Origin of the sequence: Brevibacillus porteri (assembly GCF_003013475.1) — a bacterium.
GTDB lineage: Bacteria > Bacillota > Bacilli > Brevibacillales > Brevibacillaceae > Brevibacillus > Brevibacillus porteri.
In genome coordinates this window covers 38225-52760 of the sequence record NZ_PXZO01000001.1, presented here as the reverse complement: position 1 = coordinate 52760, position 14536 = coordinate 38225, and the positions used below count along the sequence as shown (strand labels likewise).

12 protein-coding genes are annotated in these 14536 nt (G+C 48.5%); 2 read left to right on the top strand and 10 right to left on the bottom strand.

From position 1 onward, the window contains the following. Positions 1–207: 207 nt before the first annotated feature. From accA to C7R92_RS00210, 6 genes are all read right to left on the bottom strand, one after another. Entirely contained in the window at positions 208–1164 is a 957-nt protein-coding gene (gene accA / locus C7R92_RS00235) for an acetyl-CoA carboxylase carboxyl transferase subunit alpha (RefSeq protein WP_069846066.1), read from the bottom strand. After that, complete coding sequence (gene accD, locus C7R92_RS00230; RefSeq protein WP_069846068.1) at positions 1131–2075, bottom strand: acetyl-CoA carboxylase, carboxyltransferase subunit beta; 945 nt, start codon at positions 2073–2075, stop codon at positions 1131–1133. Before accD ends, accA begins: the two co-directional genes overlap by 34 nt. Positions 2076–2095: 20 nt before the next feature. Further along, entirely contained in the window at positions 2096–2278 is a 183-nt protein-coding gene (locus tag C7R92_RS00225) for a hypothetical protein (RefSeq protein WP_007725347.1), read from the bottom strand. Between the two features lie 81 nt (positions 2279–2359). After that, positions 2360–3031: a FadR/GntR family transcriptional regulator gene (locus tag C7R92_RS00220; RefSeq protein ID WP_012685105.1), complete on the bottom strand. Its 672-nt coding sequence runs from the start codon at positions 3029–3031 to the stop codon at positions 2360–2362. Between the two features lie 105 nt (positions 3032–3136). Then, a complete protein-coding gene (gene ystJ / locus C7R92_RS00215) occupies positions 3137–4381 on the bottom strand; it encodes an NADP-dependent malic enzyme (RefSeq protein ID WP_106832809.1) in 1245 nt (414 codons plus the stop codon). A gap of 169 nt (positions 4382–4550) precedes the next feature. Continuing rightward, positions 4551–7979: a DNA polymerase III subunit alpha gene (locus tag C7R92_RS00210; RefSeq protein WP_106832808.1), complete on the bottom strand. Its 3429-nt coding sequence runs from the start codon at positions 7977–7979 to the stop codon at positions 4551–4553. Between the two features lie 169 nt (positions 7980–8148). Between C7R92_RS00210 and C7R92_RS00205 the strand changes: the two genes are divergently transcribed. Further along, a complete protein-coding gene (locus tag C7R92_RS00205; protein ID WP_017250744.1) occupies positions 8149–8460 on the top strand; it encodes a YtpI family protein in 312 nt (103 codons plus the stop codon). Positions 8461–8701: 241 nt separating this feature from the next. Here C7R92_RS00205 and C7R92_RS00200 read toward each other — a convergent pair whose 3' ends face one another. Both C7R92_RS00200 and C7R92_RS00195 read right to left on the bottom strand, forming a co-directional pair. Beyond that, entirely contained in the window at positions 8702–9331 is a 630-nt protein-coding gene (locus C7R92_RS00200; RefSeq protein WP_106832807.1) for a DUF2087 domain-containing protein, read from the bottom strand. A 165-nt stretch (positions 9332–9496) separates the two neighbouring features. Next, positions 9497–10354, bottom strand: a complete 858-nt coding sequence (locus C7R92_RS00195; RefSeq protein WP_017250742.1) for a helix-turn-helix domain-containing protein — start codon at positions 10352–10354, stop codon at positions 9497–9499. Positions 10355–10478: 124 nt separating this feature from the next. Here C7R92_RS00195 and C7R92_RS00190 point away from each other — a divergent pair, with 124 nt between their 5' ends. Beyond that, positions 10479–11768: an MFS transporter gene (locus tag C7R92_RS00190; protein WP_017250741.1), complete on the top strand. Its 1290-nt coding sequence runs from the start codon at positions 10479–10481 to the stop codon at positions 11766–11768. Positions 11769–11817: 49 nt separating this feature from the next. Here C7R92_RS00190 and C7R92_RS00185 read toward each other — a convergent pair whose 3' ends face one another. Together C7R92_RS00185 and C7R92_RS00180 are read right to left on the bottom strand one after the other, a co-directional pair. Then, positions 11818–13128, bottom strand: a complete 1311-nt coding sequence (locus tag C7R92_RS00185; RefSeq protein ID WP_017250740.1) for a DRTGG domain-containing protein — start codon at positions 13126–13128, stop codon at positions 11818–11820. A gap of 214 nt (positions 13129–13342) precedes the next feature. Continuing rightward, a complete protein-coding gene (locus C7R92_RS00180; protein ID WP_106832806.1) occupies positions 13343–14500 on the bottom strand; it encodes a DUF445 domain-containing protein in 1158 nt (385 codons plus the stop codon). Between the last annotated feature and the right edge of the window lie 36 nt (positions 14501–14536).

Genomic DNA, 14536 nt, shown 5'->3' with positions numbered 1-14536 from the left:
CAATCGTTTCGTCTTTAGCATGTCATTTAACGGAAACAGTATGTACCATACTTTGTATGAAACATGCTGTATCACTCAATTCCTCATATCTGTTATACAATCAAAAGATATGTGCCATACTTTTTGAAAGCTCTGATAACTCTTTCATTCGACTTCGATTGTAGCAGATTTTCCTCGGAGAAAAAAGAAAAAAACGCCCCCTGTTTCTTACAGGGAGGCGAATTCTCCGATCTGTTTAAACTTCTCGTAGCGGTCCTGTATCAATTCATCTGGAGTTAAACGGCCCAGCTGTTCTAGTTGTTCCGTGATGACCGCCTTGACCATCCCTGCCTGCGCGATCAAATCACGATGGGCTCCTCCGAATGGTTCATCAATAATTCCGTCAATGACTCCTAATTCCAACAAATCAGGTGCCGTAATTTTCATCGTCTCCGCCGCACGCATGCCCAAGCTGGAATCTCTCCAGAGAATCGCAGCGGCACTCTCCGGTGCAATCACGGAGTAATAGGAATTCTCCAACATATAGATGCGGTTACCTACGCTGATCGCCAAGGCTCCACCGCTTCCGCCTTCCCCGATTACGATACAAATAATCGGCACGCCAAATGTCGCCATTTCACGCAGATTGCGGGCAATCGCTTCGCTCTGACCGCGTTCTTCTGCCGCTTTTCCAGGATATGCCCCTGATGTATTGATAAAGCAGATGATCGGTCGACCGAACTTGTCCGCCTGCTGCATAATACGCAAGGCCTTTCGATAGCCCTCTGGGTGAGCCATCCCGAAGTTGCGCTTGATGTTGTCTTTTGTGTCTTTCCCTTTTTGGTGACCGATGACCGTAACCGGGCGCCCATCCAGCTTGGCAATTCCACCCACAATAGAATGGTCATCTCCGAACAAACGGTCTCCATGAACCTCGATAAAATCGGTAAAAAGTAGTTGTATATAGTCCAAAGTCGTTGGCCGTTCCGGATGACGAGCCAGCTGCACGCGTTGCCATGGAGTCAAATTGCCATAAATTTGCGCAGCAAGCTCTTTTGATTTTTGTTCGAGACGCTGTATTTCGTCAGAGAAATCAATTCCCTTTTCCTCAGTAAAACGGCGCAATTCCTTAATCTTATCTTGTAATTCTACTAATGGCTTTTCAAAGGAGAGCTCGCCTGCCATGTTTCTACTCCTTCCCGAGACGTGTGCATCTCTACCAGTTTGGACAGCGTATTTCGCATATCCTTACGGTGTACCACCATATCGAGTTGCCCGTTCTTTAACAAGAATTCCGCTGTTTGGAAGTCTTTTGGCAACTCCTGACGGATCGTTTGCTCAATGACTCGACGCCCAGCAAAACCGATCATAGCTCCTGGTTCTGCGATATTGTAATCTCCCAACGAAGAAAAGCTGGCTGATACACCACCATATGTAGGATTCGTCATGACCGAGACAAACAGCAAGCGTTCGCGATCCAATCGAGACAACGCTGCGCTGGTTTTCGCCATTTGCATCAGGCTCAAAACACCTTCTTGCATGCGTGCTCCACCAGATGCACTGAACAGAATGAAAGGCAAACGCCGTTCGATCGCTTGCTCAATTGCGCGCGTGATTTTTTCCCCGACGACCGATCCCATACTCGCCATACGGAAACGAGAATCCATGACCCCAATCACGATGCGGTTTCCACTTAGGAGACCTTCTCCTGTAATGATCGCCTCGTTCAAATTGGTGTTGGCCTTATCTTGCTCCAGTTTTTCCAAATAGCCAGGAAAACCGAGTGGATTGGCTGTAATCAAATTGGCATCAAATTCTTCTGTCAGAACCCCATCATCCAGAAGCGCTTGCAGACGCTCTGGAGCGGACATGGAGTAGTGGAACTGACAGCCTTTGCAGACGCGCAAGTTCTTCTCCAAATCCTTCGAGTAGTGAATCGTCCCACAATGTGGGCATTTATTCATCAATCCCTCAGGGACTTCCTTTTCTTTCGTACCCGCTTCCTTGCTAGTGTCGGTGGAAGCAGGGACACGTGCTAGTGTCTCTGAAGGAACTGTAGCGAATTTGCGCTTTTTCCCAAAAAGATCTTTAAGCACAGGTACACCCACCTTTCTCATCAGTGAAGGATCGTGCCGAGTACATCTCGGACTTCATTTAGTTCGCTCTCCGGCACGAGAATCTCGTATTGCTTCGAGACCTTACCTTCGCGAACCTTTACCAAAAACCCTTCATCTGTCAAACGTTGCTGTATCCGTTCTGCAATTCTAGCGCTAGGAGCGATGTAGATGACCGTCCACATGCTGGCTTCCCCCTCAATCGTCCAATACAGGTCTGCATCATCATATCACAGCGCCAACGCCCCTCGCAAATTGGGGGAAAACTAAAGCTTGCTGTTCTCCAAATGCTTTTTCATTCTCTCTAATGCGACGTTCACATCGCCTTCGCGAATGGCTTCCATAATCTGTCGATGCTCTACGAGTGCTGCACTCGCTCTACCTTCGCGCGACAGTGATTCAATTCGAATACTGTTGCTGTACTCAACCAAAGGCGTCCAGATGCGATGCAGAATCGAGTTGCGGCTGGAGCGACATATGACGCGATGAAACTGATAGTCTTCCTCCGCAGGTACCTCGCCTCTTGCTACTCTTTCCTCTGCAATGGCCAGGATGCGTTCCATTTCATCAAAATGCTTGTCAGTCGCCCGTCTACAGGCTAAGCGGACAGCATCCAGCTCTAGCATTCGGCGCATTTCGATCAAGTCCTTCTTGGTTTTGGTATCCCGTAGGATAAAAAAGCCAAGAATATCGATCAGCCGATTGTGCCGGTAATGCTTGAGGAAGGTGCCTTCCCCGCGTCGGGTCTCAATGAGTCCGAGCAACTCCAGAGCCCGAAGAGCCTCGCGTACAGAAGAACGACCTGCTCCCAGTTGTTCGGACAGCTCTCGCTCAGACGGCAGCTTGTCCCCGGGCCGCAAGTTTTGCTCCTGGATGATTTCATGAAGTTGCAGGAGAATTCCTTCGTAAACCTTTCGATCTTGGGAAGAGTCGAGCACGATTATCCTCCTTACTCGTACCTTTAACGAGGAGCACCCTCCACGTTTGTAAAAAGACTACGTTTTTTCGCGGAGGGTGTCGTCGGTGCCTCGATAAAGAGTATTTTACGCTTCTTGGTAAGAGATAGCTGTCAATTTCGTCGTTTTTTGTTTGACTTCTTCCGGATCAACTGTGATGCGAGCAACACCCGTTTCCATCGCTGCTTTTGCTACTGCCGCAGCTACGTTTGGTGCTACACGTGGATCGAATGCGGAAGGGATCACTTTATCCGCAGTAAGCTCTTCTGGCGTGATCAGGTCTGCGATTGCATATACAGCAGCCAGCTTCATTTCTTCGTTGATCTCCGTTGCACGTACATCCAAAGCGCCACGGAAGATTCCCGGGAATGCCAGTACATTGTTTACTTGGTTCGGGAAGTCGGAACGGCCTGTACCGATTACCGCCGCACCTGCTTCTTTTGCTTCTTGCGGCATGATTTCTGGTACTGGGTTTGCCATAGCGAAAATGATCGGATCGCGGTTCATCGAACGAACCATGTCCTGTGTAACAGCGCCAGCTACGGATACACCGACAAATACGTCAGCGCCCTTCATTGCATCAGTCAGGTCACCTTGCAGCATGCTGCGGTTCGTGATTTTCGCCATTTGTTCCTTCACCGGGTTCATACCGAATGGACGGCCTTCGTACACGATTCCTTTTGTATCAACCATGATCACTTCTTTCACGCCCATGGAAATCAAAAGCTTCATGATCGCGATACCAGCTGCACCTGCACCGTTCGCTACGACGCGAATATCTTCCAGCTTTTTGTCAACCACGCGCAAAGCATTGATCAGACCTGCCGCTGTAACGATTGCTGTACCGTGTTGGTCATCGTGGAAAATCGGGATGTTTGTTTCGCGCTTCAGACGCTCTTCGATTTCGAAGCATGCAGGAGCTGCGATATCTTCCAAGTTAACGCCACCAAAAGTAGGCTCGAGCAGTTTTACTGTCTCTACGATTTTATCTACATCTGTTGTATTCAAGCAGATCGGGAATGCATCTACGCCTGCGAAAGATTTGAACAAAACTGCTTTACCTTCCATAACCGGCATTGCTGCTTCTGGTCCGATGTTTCCAAGACCTAGTACAGCAGTACCGTCGCTGACTACTGCAACCAGATTGCCTTTCATCGTGTAATCGTACACTTTGGACTTGTCATCAAAAATATCTTTGCAAGGTTCAGCAACCCCAGGAGAATAGGCAAGACTCAGATCGTAAGCATTGCGAACGGGTACCTTGGTCACTGCCTCCAATTTTCCTTGATGTTTTCTGTGAAGCTCCAGTGCTTCCTCTCTCAGGTTGGACATGAGATCCCACTCCATTTCACGATAATAGTTTCTATGATGGCTTGTAGGCAGTAAAAAATGCCTGGGTTATTCCAAGTGGTCTGACCACTCATTGAGTTATGATCTCAATATAATAAAAAACTGTTCTCCTGTAAACCTGCCGAAAACGGCGAAAAAGGGAGGACATTCCTCATCCTCCCCAATTTATAGGCATTTCTTTCCGAATTACGCTGTCAGGCCCCACAATTTCTCGCGCTTGCTCCAAAAATGACTCATTTACGTCTACCCAATTTGCTTCTGGCAGGCGAATTGTCTGTCTTTTTCCTTCGTAGAAGAGAATAACAGGAATCGTTCCTTTTTTTTCGACAAACAAACGTGAAAGTCTTTGCAGCGTCGAATCATGCTCTTGCTCTGCCGATATTTTGACAAATAATACGGTCTCGGACTTCGGCTGCGGCAGCGTTTGTGCATCCCAGAAACGAGAAGCCATGAGCTTGACCATGTCGTCCTGATGTTCGACTCGGGCTTCTGCCACGACGATTTGTTCGCGCTCGAGCAGAGGCGCATACTTCGTATACACCTGTGGAAAGACGACCAGCTCTACTGGCGCCGTTTTGTCCTCTAGCGTAATAAACGCCATCGGGTCCCCTTTTTTCGTTTGGATGCGTCTCGCTTCCGTTATCATTCCGAATACTTTTACCGTCTTGTCGCGCGGCACATCCCCCAATGAAGAGATAACGGCTACTTCCGGGCGACTCGCGACATGGGCAAACTGGTCAAGTGGATGACCGGAGATATATACCCCGATCAAATCCCGCTCCTCTTTTAATTGCTGGGTATGTGAGAACGGTGTTACCTCTGGATATTCTGCTGGCTCGCGCAAAGGTGCCGCATCTTCTTCACCCGCAAATAGATTGAGCTGGTTGGCGTCACGCTCGATTCTCTTGCTGTTTGCCTTCCCTACTGCTTCATCCAGCAATAGCAAAAGCTGACTGCGATGTCCTGGCAACGAGTCCAGCGCGCCGCATAACGTGAGTGATTCTACTACTCTGCGATTGACTAACCGCGCATCCACGCGCGCACAAAAATCAAAGACATCGCTATACGGTCTGCCTTTGCGCTCTTTCACGATCGATTCAATGGCACTGTAGCCGACGTTTTTCACTGCGGCCAGACCGAAGCGAATCGCATCCTGCTCCACTGTAAAGTAAGCCAGGCTTTTATTCACGTCAGGCCCGAGCACAGTAAGCTGTAGTCGCCGCGCTTCTTCCGTGTACTCGGCAATTCTCGTTTGGCTGCCAATGGACAAGGATAGTAGCGCTGCCATGAACGCAAGCGGATAAGTTGCTTTCAAATAAGCCATCTGGTAGGCGATGACCGCATAAGCCACCGAGTGGGCTTTGTTGAAACCATAATCAGCAAAGCGTACGATCAAATCGTAGACTTGATTGCCCAGCTCTTGTCCGTACCCTTGCCGGACACAACCAGCCACGAACTTCTCCCGCTGCTCCGCCAATAGCTCCCGTTTCTTTTTCCCGACTGCTCGGCGCAAAATATCTGCCTCACCAAGACTGAAGCCTGCGAGTGTTGAGGAAATCTGCATGATTTGCTCCTGATAAATCATAAAACCGTGCGTCTCTCGCAAAATCGGCTCGAGAACAGGATGAGCGTACTGTACTTTGCTCTGTCCGTGTTTGGCGGCGATGTACTGCGGGATGATCTCCATCGGCCCCGGGCGATACAAAGCCAGAACCGCAATGATGTCGTCGAGGCTGCTCGGCTTCAAATCTCGCAGCACATTGCGCATCCCCGAAGATTCCAGTTGGAAAATGCCGGTTGTCTCTCCACGGGAGAGCATACGAAACGTTTTCTCATCGTCTGTCGGCAGCTGATCCAGATCAAGCGATATTCCCTGCTCCTGCAAATGACGCAACGTTTCCTGGATGATGGTCAAATTGCGCAAGCCGAGGAAGTCCATCTTCAAGAGACCGACTTCTTCGAGAATCTCCATCGGATACTGTGTGAGTGCCAAGCCTTCATTACCCGTCTGTAATGGAACGTAATTCGTCAGCGGTTCACGCGAAATGACGACACCCGCCGCATGTGTGGAAGCGTGGCGCGGCAAGCCTTCTACGCCCTTTGCCGTTTCGATGAGTTGTGCTGCCTGTTTGTTTTCCGCGCACAGCTTGCCGATATCCGGGTTAATTTGCATCGCCCGCTCAATCGTCATGCCTGGCGATTGCGGAATCATTTTGGCCACGCGATCCACGATGCCCAAAGACAAGCCTAACGCCCGCCCAACGTCACGAACTGCTGCACGAGCCGCCATCGTTCCAAAGGTAATGATCTGGGCAACACGATCATGCCCGTACTTGCTCGCTACATAGTGAATGACTTCGTCACGGCGCTCTACGGAAAAATCGATATCAATATCGGGCATCGTCACCCGCTCCGGGTTGAGAAAGCGTTCAAAGAGCAACTGAAAGCGAAGTGGATCGACATTCGTGATTTTCAAAACATACGCGACGAGGCTACCTGCCGCAGATCCGCGTCCTGGTCCAGTCGGTATCCCATTTTCGTGAGCGTACCGCATGAAATCCCATACAATCAGGAAGTAATCGGTGAAGCCCGTCCCTGTAATAATCGTCAACTCGTGATCTAGACGCGCTTGCACCTCTGGCGTAATCTCGCCGTATCGCTCCAGGCAGCCCTTTTCACACAGCTCACGCAAATACTGTGTTGAATCTTGTCCCTCTGCCAAGGGAAATTCCGGCAAAATATGCGCGCCAAAGGTAAGGTCCAGCTTACACCTATCTGCAACGGCTAGCGTATTCGCTAACGCCTGGGGCGCAAAAGCAAAGAGCGCCGCCATTTCCTCGGCACTTTTCAGATAGTATTGATCCGTCTCGTAGCGAAAACGGTTTTCTTCTCCAATCGTCTTGCCTTCTTTGATCGCCAACAAGATATCATGCTGCTGGTGATCCTCCCTGTAGATGTAGTGAACATTGTTCGTCGCAATCAGCGGAATCCCCGTTTCCTGACTCAGTTTCACGAGACGAGTATTCAGCCTGCGCTCCACTTCCAGTCCATGATCAGCCAGTTCCAAATAAAAATGCTGTTCACCAAACATTCGCTGATACTTGCTGGCTGCTTCTTGCGCAGCGTCCGCTTCTCCACCCAGTAACAGCTTGGCTACTTCCCCTTGCTGGCAGCCGCTCAGTGCAATGAGGCCGTCTGTATGCTTTGCCAACACCTCTTTGTTGAGACGCGGAAGAATATAGTTGCCGTCTGTATTCGCGACTGTCGCCAGCTTCAGGAGATTCCGATAGCCCGTTTCGTTTTCAGCGAGAACGATCAGATGACTAGGCGGCGGTGCATTTCGCACGCGATCTTGAAGATTTCCTTCTATTACGTATATTTCCATTCCGATAATCGGTTGGATGCCTGCCTCAAGACAAGCTTTATAAAACGGGATCGCCCCGTACAGATTGGCATGGTCTGTCATAGCCAGTGCATGCATGCCCAATTCGCTGGCTCGCTTCACTAGTGCATCAATACGTGCTGCTCCATCCAGCAGACTGTACTCCGTATGAACATGCAAATGGACAAAGGAGGTCATGATATTACCCCTCTCAATTTTCACAATGGAAACTTTCTCTCTTACATTATACCGGAAGTATAGCGCATACGGACGCTAAGAACAAACGTTCTTACTTGTATTTGACCGTTCTCCCCTGATTTTGGTAGGATGGGTAATACCAGAATGGCTAGAAAGGATGAATCCATATATGTGGCCTGCCTTTTACATGACCGGTATTCTCGCTTCCCTGGTAGCCAGTGTCTACTATAGTATCCATGCGCGCAGACGAGGCATCCATCCGCTTGAATCGCGTATGTTGCTGGGGAAAATGAATGTGTCATTGGGGATACTCGTTTCTTTGTTCGGCATCAATCAGTTTACTTTTGATTCTCTCGATACGATCCGCATTGTTGTTGCGTTGATCATGCTGATTGTAGGGGCTATGAATTTATTCTTAGGAACTCGCAATTATTTCCGTTATCGTACAGCTTGGCAGGCAGAATTGAAAAAAGGGGTATAAGAGTTCAAAACCTCAATAAGAAAAAGGCATGGGATCAAATTTACGTTCCGCATGCCTTTTTCATTTTGGGGAACACACTGACTGGAAATACTTTTCCTCTATTCCCAGCTGTTTATCATACAAACCTGATAGATCTCTCGCTATAATGAATTTGTGTGACATTCTATTGCTTCGACAACCTGAGCGGCAGTGCCCGAGGTTGTCCTTTTTTCTGTTCAATTCAGAAGGAAACGATTTCCTGCTATTGCAGGTCTTCGGCTTTTGCCCAGATTTCCTCCGGGTTCAGCTCATAGATGCCCTCTTCTCGATACATATAATGATTCATGATAAATTCCCGACGAATCGTAGCGTAATCCTCGTGGAATTGGCGAATGTATTCGTTGATCTCTTGTTCCTTGTATTTGCGACCTTTTTCTAACCCACGGACCATGTATTCAAAGACGATCAGCTTTTTCTTACGCTGGGACGGGATTTGTTTCAGCTTGCCATCTGGCGTAATGAAGCTGCGAATGACCTGCATTTTTTCCGCTGCCATCTGGTGCCTCCTCTGAACATGTAAGGTGTCTTCTGCAAATAACTCCTCTACTGACGTATCCTTTGCTTTTTCCATGACATTCACGATTCCCTGCGACTGTCGTTTTACATTTGCATCATGCAAATAGAAATAGATAGTGTTTTTATCACGACGCTCGTAAACGACCCCTGCATCTCGAAGCTTTGCCATATGATGTGTGATGGTCGGAGGTGTCACGCCGAGCTTGCCTGCCAACGCCTGTCCATGCAGTGGACCATTTGCCAAAATCGCGAGAATACGCACGCGCGTGGGGTCTCCGAGTGCCTTGTAAAAGGTGACGAGTTGATCTAGTTGCAAGAGGGACACTCCTTTCTTCGTTTACTCAATCTGATTAGATGATACTCTAATTAGATGATAAGTTACATTCCTTACCCTGTCAATTCATGGGTGACAATGGAAAAGGGAGTGCAGGTTGGCCCCATAGCCTCATCGCAAACCCAACTTTTCGATATTCGTACGCACCTACATGCTATTGCGGTAATGGAGCGGACTTACGCTATATTTTTTTCTAAATGCCCTCTCAAATGTGCTTACACTGCCAAAGCCCGCTTCAAAGGCGATGGCCGTAACGGCGAGCTTACTGTGTCGGAGCAACCAGGCCGCCCGTGTTACACGCTGATCTGTCACATATTGCGCCGGGGTGCGACCAATCTGCTCACGGAATAGACGAATCAGATGAAATTTGCTGATACCCGCAACCCCCGCCAGTGTATCCAGTGAACAATCTACGGTTACATCATCCTGGATCAAATCAGTCACCCTTTTCAGGACAGGATGGATCGATACAGGGATGGCGGGATAAGCGGCTAGATGCTTGCCCCGCCATTTTTGCGTGTGTGATCCTTCCTGAACGGTTAACAGCAGGCTGGCCAGCTCCCATTCTAGCTGTTCAAGCGCAAGTTTTTCCATCTGCTGTGTAATCATTTGTGTACAGACTGTTTCCGCGATTCTTTGAAAACCATCCGTTTCATCCTCCGACCATGGGACAAATTCAATCGGTCCGCTAACAGCTTCCATTTTGTCAGCATAGACGCTCTCCAGAAGGCTTGGGCTGAGAAAGAAGAGCATCAACCGCATAGCCTCAGCTTCAGAAAAATGACGGTGCTGGCACCCAGGGGATGCAACCAGACGCTGACGTCCTGCCAACTTGCGAAATTGCTGTTCACATTGCACCAACGGATTGCCCTGAAGCAACATGCTGATTTGAAAACAACTATCATGCTGATGTAGCTCATCAGAACCGCCTGCCTCTATCTGATAGATGGTAATAGCGCTGTTCACAATCTTCAAGGATAACGGCTTGGTAATCTGGCTCATCATTCTCATCCCCACCTTCCGATGTCAATAATTGCTCATCCTAACAGCAAAATTTGCCGGGCTTTTTTTCCTGATCCCTCTACAATCAACCTATGTGTTTTGCCTAGAGCACTTGGAGGGATCAGCTATGAAATTCAATTTGTTTGCCAACCCGAATTTCTCATTGTTTTTGTTTCGCCATTCTACCAGCGAGTTTGGAACGATCTGCCTGAACGTTGCCTTTGCCCTGTACATCCTGGCACTCACAGGATCAGCAGGAAAATTTGCTTCCATACTGGCACTGGGAGTAATCCCGCAAATCCTGTTCGGTCCATTTGCAGGTGTATGGGCTGACCGACTGGACAAGCGAAAGCTGCTTTGCAGCATCGATCTCATTTACGGTATTTTTCTGCTGTCGCTGTTCTTTTTCTCGCTGTTTCAGCCCATCAAAGAGACGATGATTTATGTGGCCGTTCTATTTTTTTCTGTATGCAATCTACTGGCAGTTCCCGCGTATACTACACTCTTGCAGCATGTAGTGAAGAAAACAGAATTGACTGACGCTATCGCTCTGGATAGTACTGTCGTGGAGAGCGTTCGTGTCCTTGCTCCACTCATTGGCACACTACTGTATACGATGAGCGGAATTGAAGCCGTCTTTTTACTAAACGCGGTACTTTCCTTGAGCTCAGCAGCATCCACGTATTTCATGAAGCTTCCTTCGATTCCAAGAGCACCCAGTTCTTCTTCGATTATAAAGGAACTACAGGAAGGTTTACAGATTTTCACCACGGATCTTCGAATTAGTTCACTTGTACTAAACGGTCTTTTTACCCATATCTTTCTCTTTCCTTTTGTCATGATTGGCTTCCCGTACATGATCAAACAGGTATTTGGTGGATCGGACATCGATTTCGGACTGGTCGAAAGTGCACAAACTATGGGCTCCGTCTCCTCGATTATTGGGGTGATCCTTTTAAAGAAACGCTTTTCCGTCTCCCATAGTATTGGTATCGGTCTGATCGGGATCGTTGCAGCGGTCTTTCCTCTACTGCTCTTGGGCAGTCATTCTTTTTTACAGCACTTGCAAACCTCTCCGTTTGCCGTAGTCCTATTTTATTCATTGGTAAGCTATTTTCTGTTTTCCATGTTCAATATCTACGGTGTATTTTTCCGTACCTTCTATCAGCAAACCATCGAATCACATATGCTGGGACGGTTTATTTCCGTCATGGTCATGCTGTTTGCTGTGGGCAGGCTGATCGGTTTTCAACTATACGGAGCGCTGTTTGACTCAATTGAATTGGTTTATGCAGTATTTGTTTTGGGCGTAGGCATGCTGGCTAAAATCTTCATTCACATCCCTTTTCTGCGCATGGAAAAAAGGAGGCGCGCCTCTTGCCCCAACTCAACGCAAAAAATGAGTGACGGTTTATAATTGCTTACCGACTAAAAAAAGAACAGTCCCGAAAGACTGTTCCTTTCTTTTATCGCTCAATAATTTGCGCAGTAATCATGGCCTGCCCTACGAGCTGTTCGCCGTGGAATACGGATACTTCAACTTTTCCGAAGCGGCGGCTGATATCCAATAGACGAGGTTTCACTTCTATATGACTTTCCATCTGGACTGGCTTTAGGAAATAGACGGTGATATTTTCCGGTACCATGTCGCCTCGACGATGATGCCGCAGCAGGTTACAAGCAGCCTCGACCATGACCGTAGTCATGATTCCGCTGGCAATCGTACCGAGATGGTTGGTCATTTGTGGGCTGACATCTCCCAGATAAACCATTTCATCCGCTTGACGCTCCTCACGGAAATGCGACATGATCAGATTCGGGAACGTTTCACTCATCTGTGGTTGCTTGGCTGTAAATTGCAGAGCTTTTAACACGTCGTTTCGGCTCAAGACCCCTACGAGCTTGCGATGGTTATCTACGACAGGCAATAGCTCGATTCCTTCCCACACCATGGTATGCGCGGATGACGCTACGGATACCCGCGGCGAGGTCGTAATCGGGTTCTTCGTCATGACCTTGTCGATTGTCGCAGTTTCCTCATGACCGATGATGTCTTTGGAGGTAACAATCCCGATCAGGCGCATCTGCTCGTCTACGACGGGGAATCTCGTGTCCTGATACAGCTCCGTATACTGGTGCCACTTAGCAACAGAATCTGATGTCAATAAGACAGGCGTTTCTGCAAGCGGCTTCAAAATATCCTCTACCATTACGATTTCCTTTTTGATGAGGCGATCGTAAATGGCTCGGTTAATCATCGATGCTACCGTAAAGGAGTCGTAGCTGGAAGAGATGATTGGCAACGCTAAGCGGTCAGCCAGCTGCTTGATTTCCTCGCTTGTATCGAATCCCCCGGTAATTAATACGGCAGCCCCTTGTTGCAAAGCGATTTTGTGCGCCTGATAGCGGTTACCGACAATCAAGAGACTCCCGGCATCAATATAGCGCATCATGGCTTCGAGCTGCATGGCTCCTATTACAAATTTATTCAAGGTCTTGTGTAAGCCTTCACGTCCAGCCTGCACATGACCATCGACGATGTTCACAACCTCCGCAAAGGTCAAACGTTCTATATTTTCCTTTTGCTTCTTCTCGATTCTCACCGTACCGACACGTTCAATCGTGCTGACGTATCCTTGCGTTTCCGCTTCCTTGATCGCGCGGTATGCAGTCCCTTCACTCACATCAAGGTCTTTCGCGATCTGCCGCACGGAAATCTTCGAACCGATCGGAAGGCGATCAATATGTTGCAAGATTTGTTCATGCTTCGTTGCCATATTGCTATTCCCCCTTCCTTTTCTCCCACCCGTTCCATGTACGTGCGCTCCTTCGACCAATATACCCGAAGGCGGGGCAAAAAAAAAGGGTAGCTTTTTCGAAAGCTACCGACCAGAAAGTATATCATTAAGGGGGTTTTCATCGTGCTTTTATCATACCCAAGGAATATTACAGGATTATTACAACACAGTTACAGTTTCTTTTCAGTTTTGTTTAACTGAACAAAATGGACAATAAACCTTGGACCAGCCCAATAATCCCGCCAAGGATAAATCCGAGCACGGTAATCATGCGGAATTCCTTGCCTGAGATCCCGACTACCATCTCTTCAATTCTTTCAATCGGGAAACCCTCTACTTGCCGTGTAACAATCTCTCGGATAGCCAGGCGCGAAAATATTCTCTCGATGTTTTGTTGCAGTGTGTCCACCATCCACTTTGACAAACGAGGAACGAGTTCCGTTGTCACCGTCTCAGAAAAAGGCGCTGTCAAACGAGACAGAGGCTCGTCCACGATGCGCAGGCTTTGCTCCTCCAGCTTGGCAAAAAGCTTCCCCGCCCAATCGTCCACTTGATCTCGCCCAATCCAGGCAACCACTTCGCCCACACTTTTGTCCAAGAGCTTGTCCGCTTCCTTATGCAAAAAGTAGTGCACGCGCTCCGAAAGCTCTCTGCTTTGCAAAAGCTCATCGAGATACGGGAGAATCTTGCCCAAAATCTTGTCATCCCCAAGAAACATCCCAACCAAGCCACCAAACATGCCTCCGCCTCCACCGAGCAATCCGCGAACCATGTTTTGCAAGGTTTGCTGGCCTTCCGGGGAATGTAAATATTCGCGGAAACGTTTCAAAAGCAGTTCGCTCACACTGCCAAGTGCAGCATCCAGACGCTCGCGTCCGTTGTCCGTAACCAACTCTCGCAGTTTTTTCTCTTCATATTGTGTCAGAACCTGATCGACAAAAGTACCCCATTTCGCCTCGATAGGCGCGCGGACACTCTCACTCCACGTTCCGTCTTCCTTAAATAACTGAGGCATCGCCGTCTGCATTACTTGACGTAGGCTGCGCTCATCTGTCATCCAGTCTCGAGCGATGGTGTTCATCCATCCTGTCAGCGTGCTCTCCAAACCACTCTGATTCAGTGCACGCTTGACCCCCTCTGTCGTCAGCAAATGTTCTTCGACGAGTCTGCCCATTTGTATCGCGATATCGTCCCGTCTTCTCGGGATCAATCCCGGGGTAAAAGGCACTTTCCACCTGCCTATATACCACGGTTTTACTGGTTTAAACAGCATTCGGATGGCTAAATCATTCGTCACTCCGCCGATGACAGAGCCTACTGCAATATTCACTAATAGTATCCAAGCGTTCATAAATCCTAACAACCTCTCTTCTCTACATGGCACCAA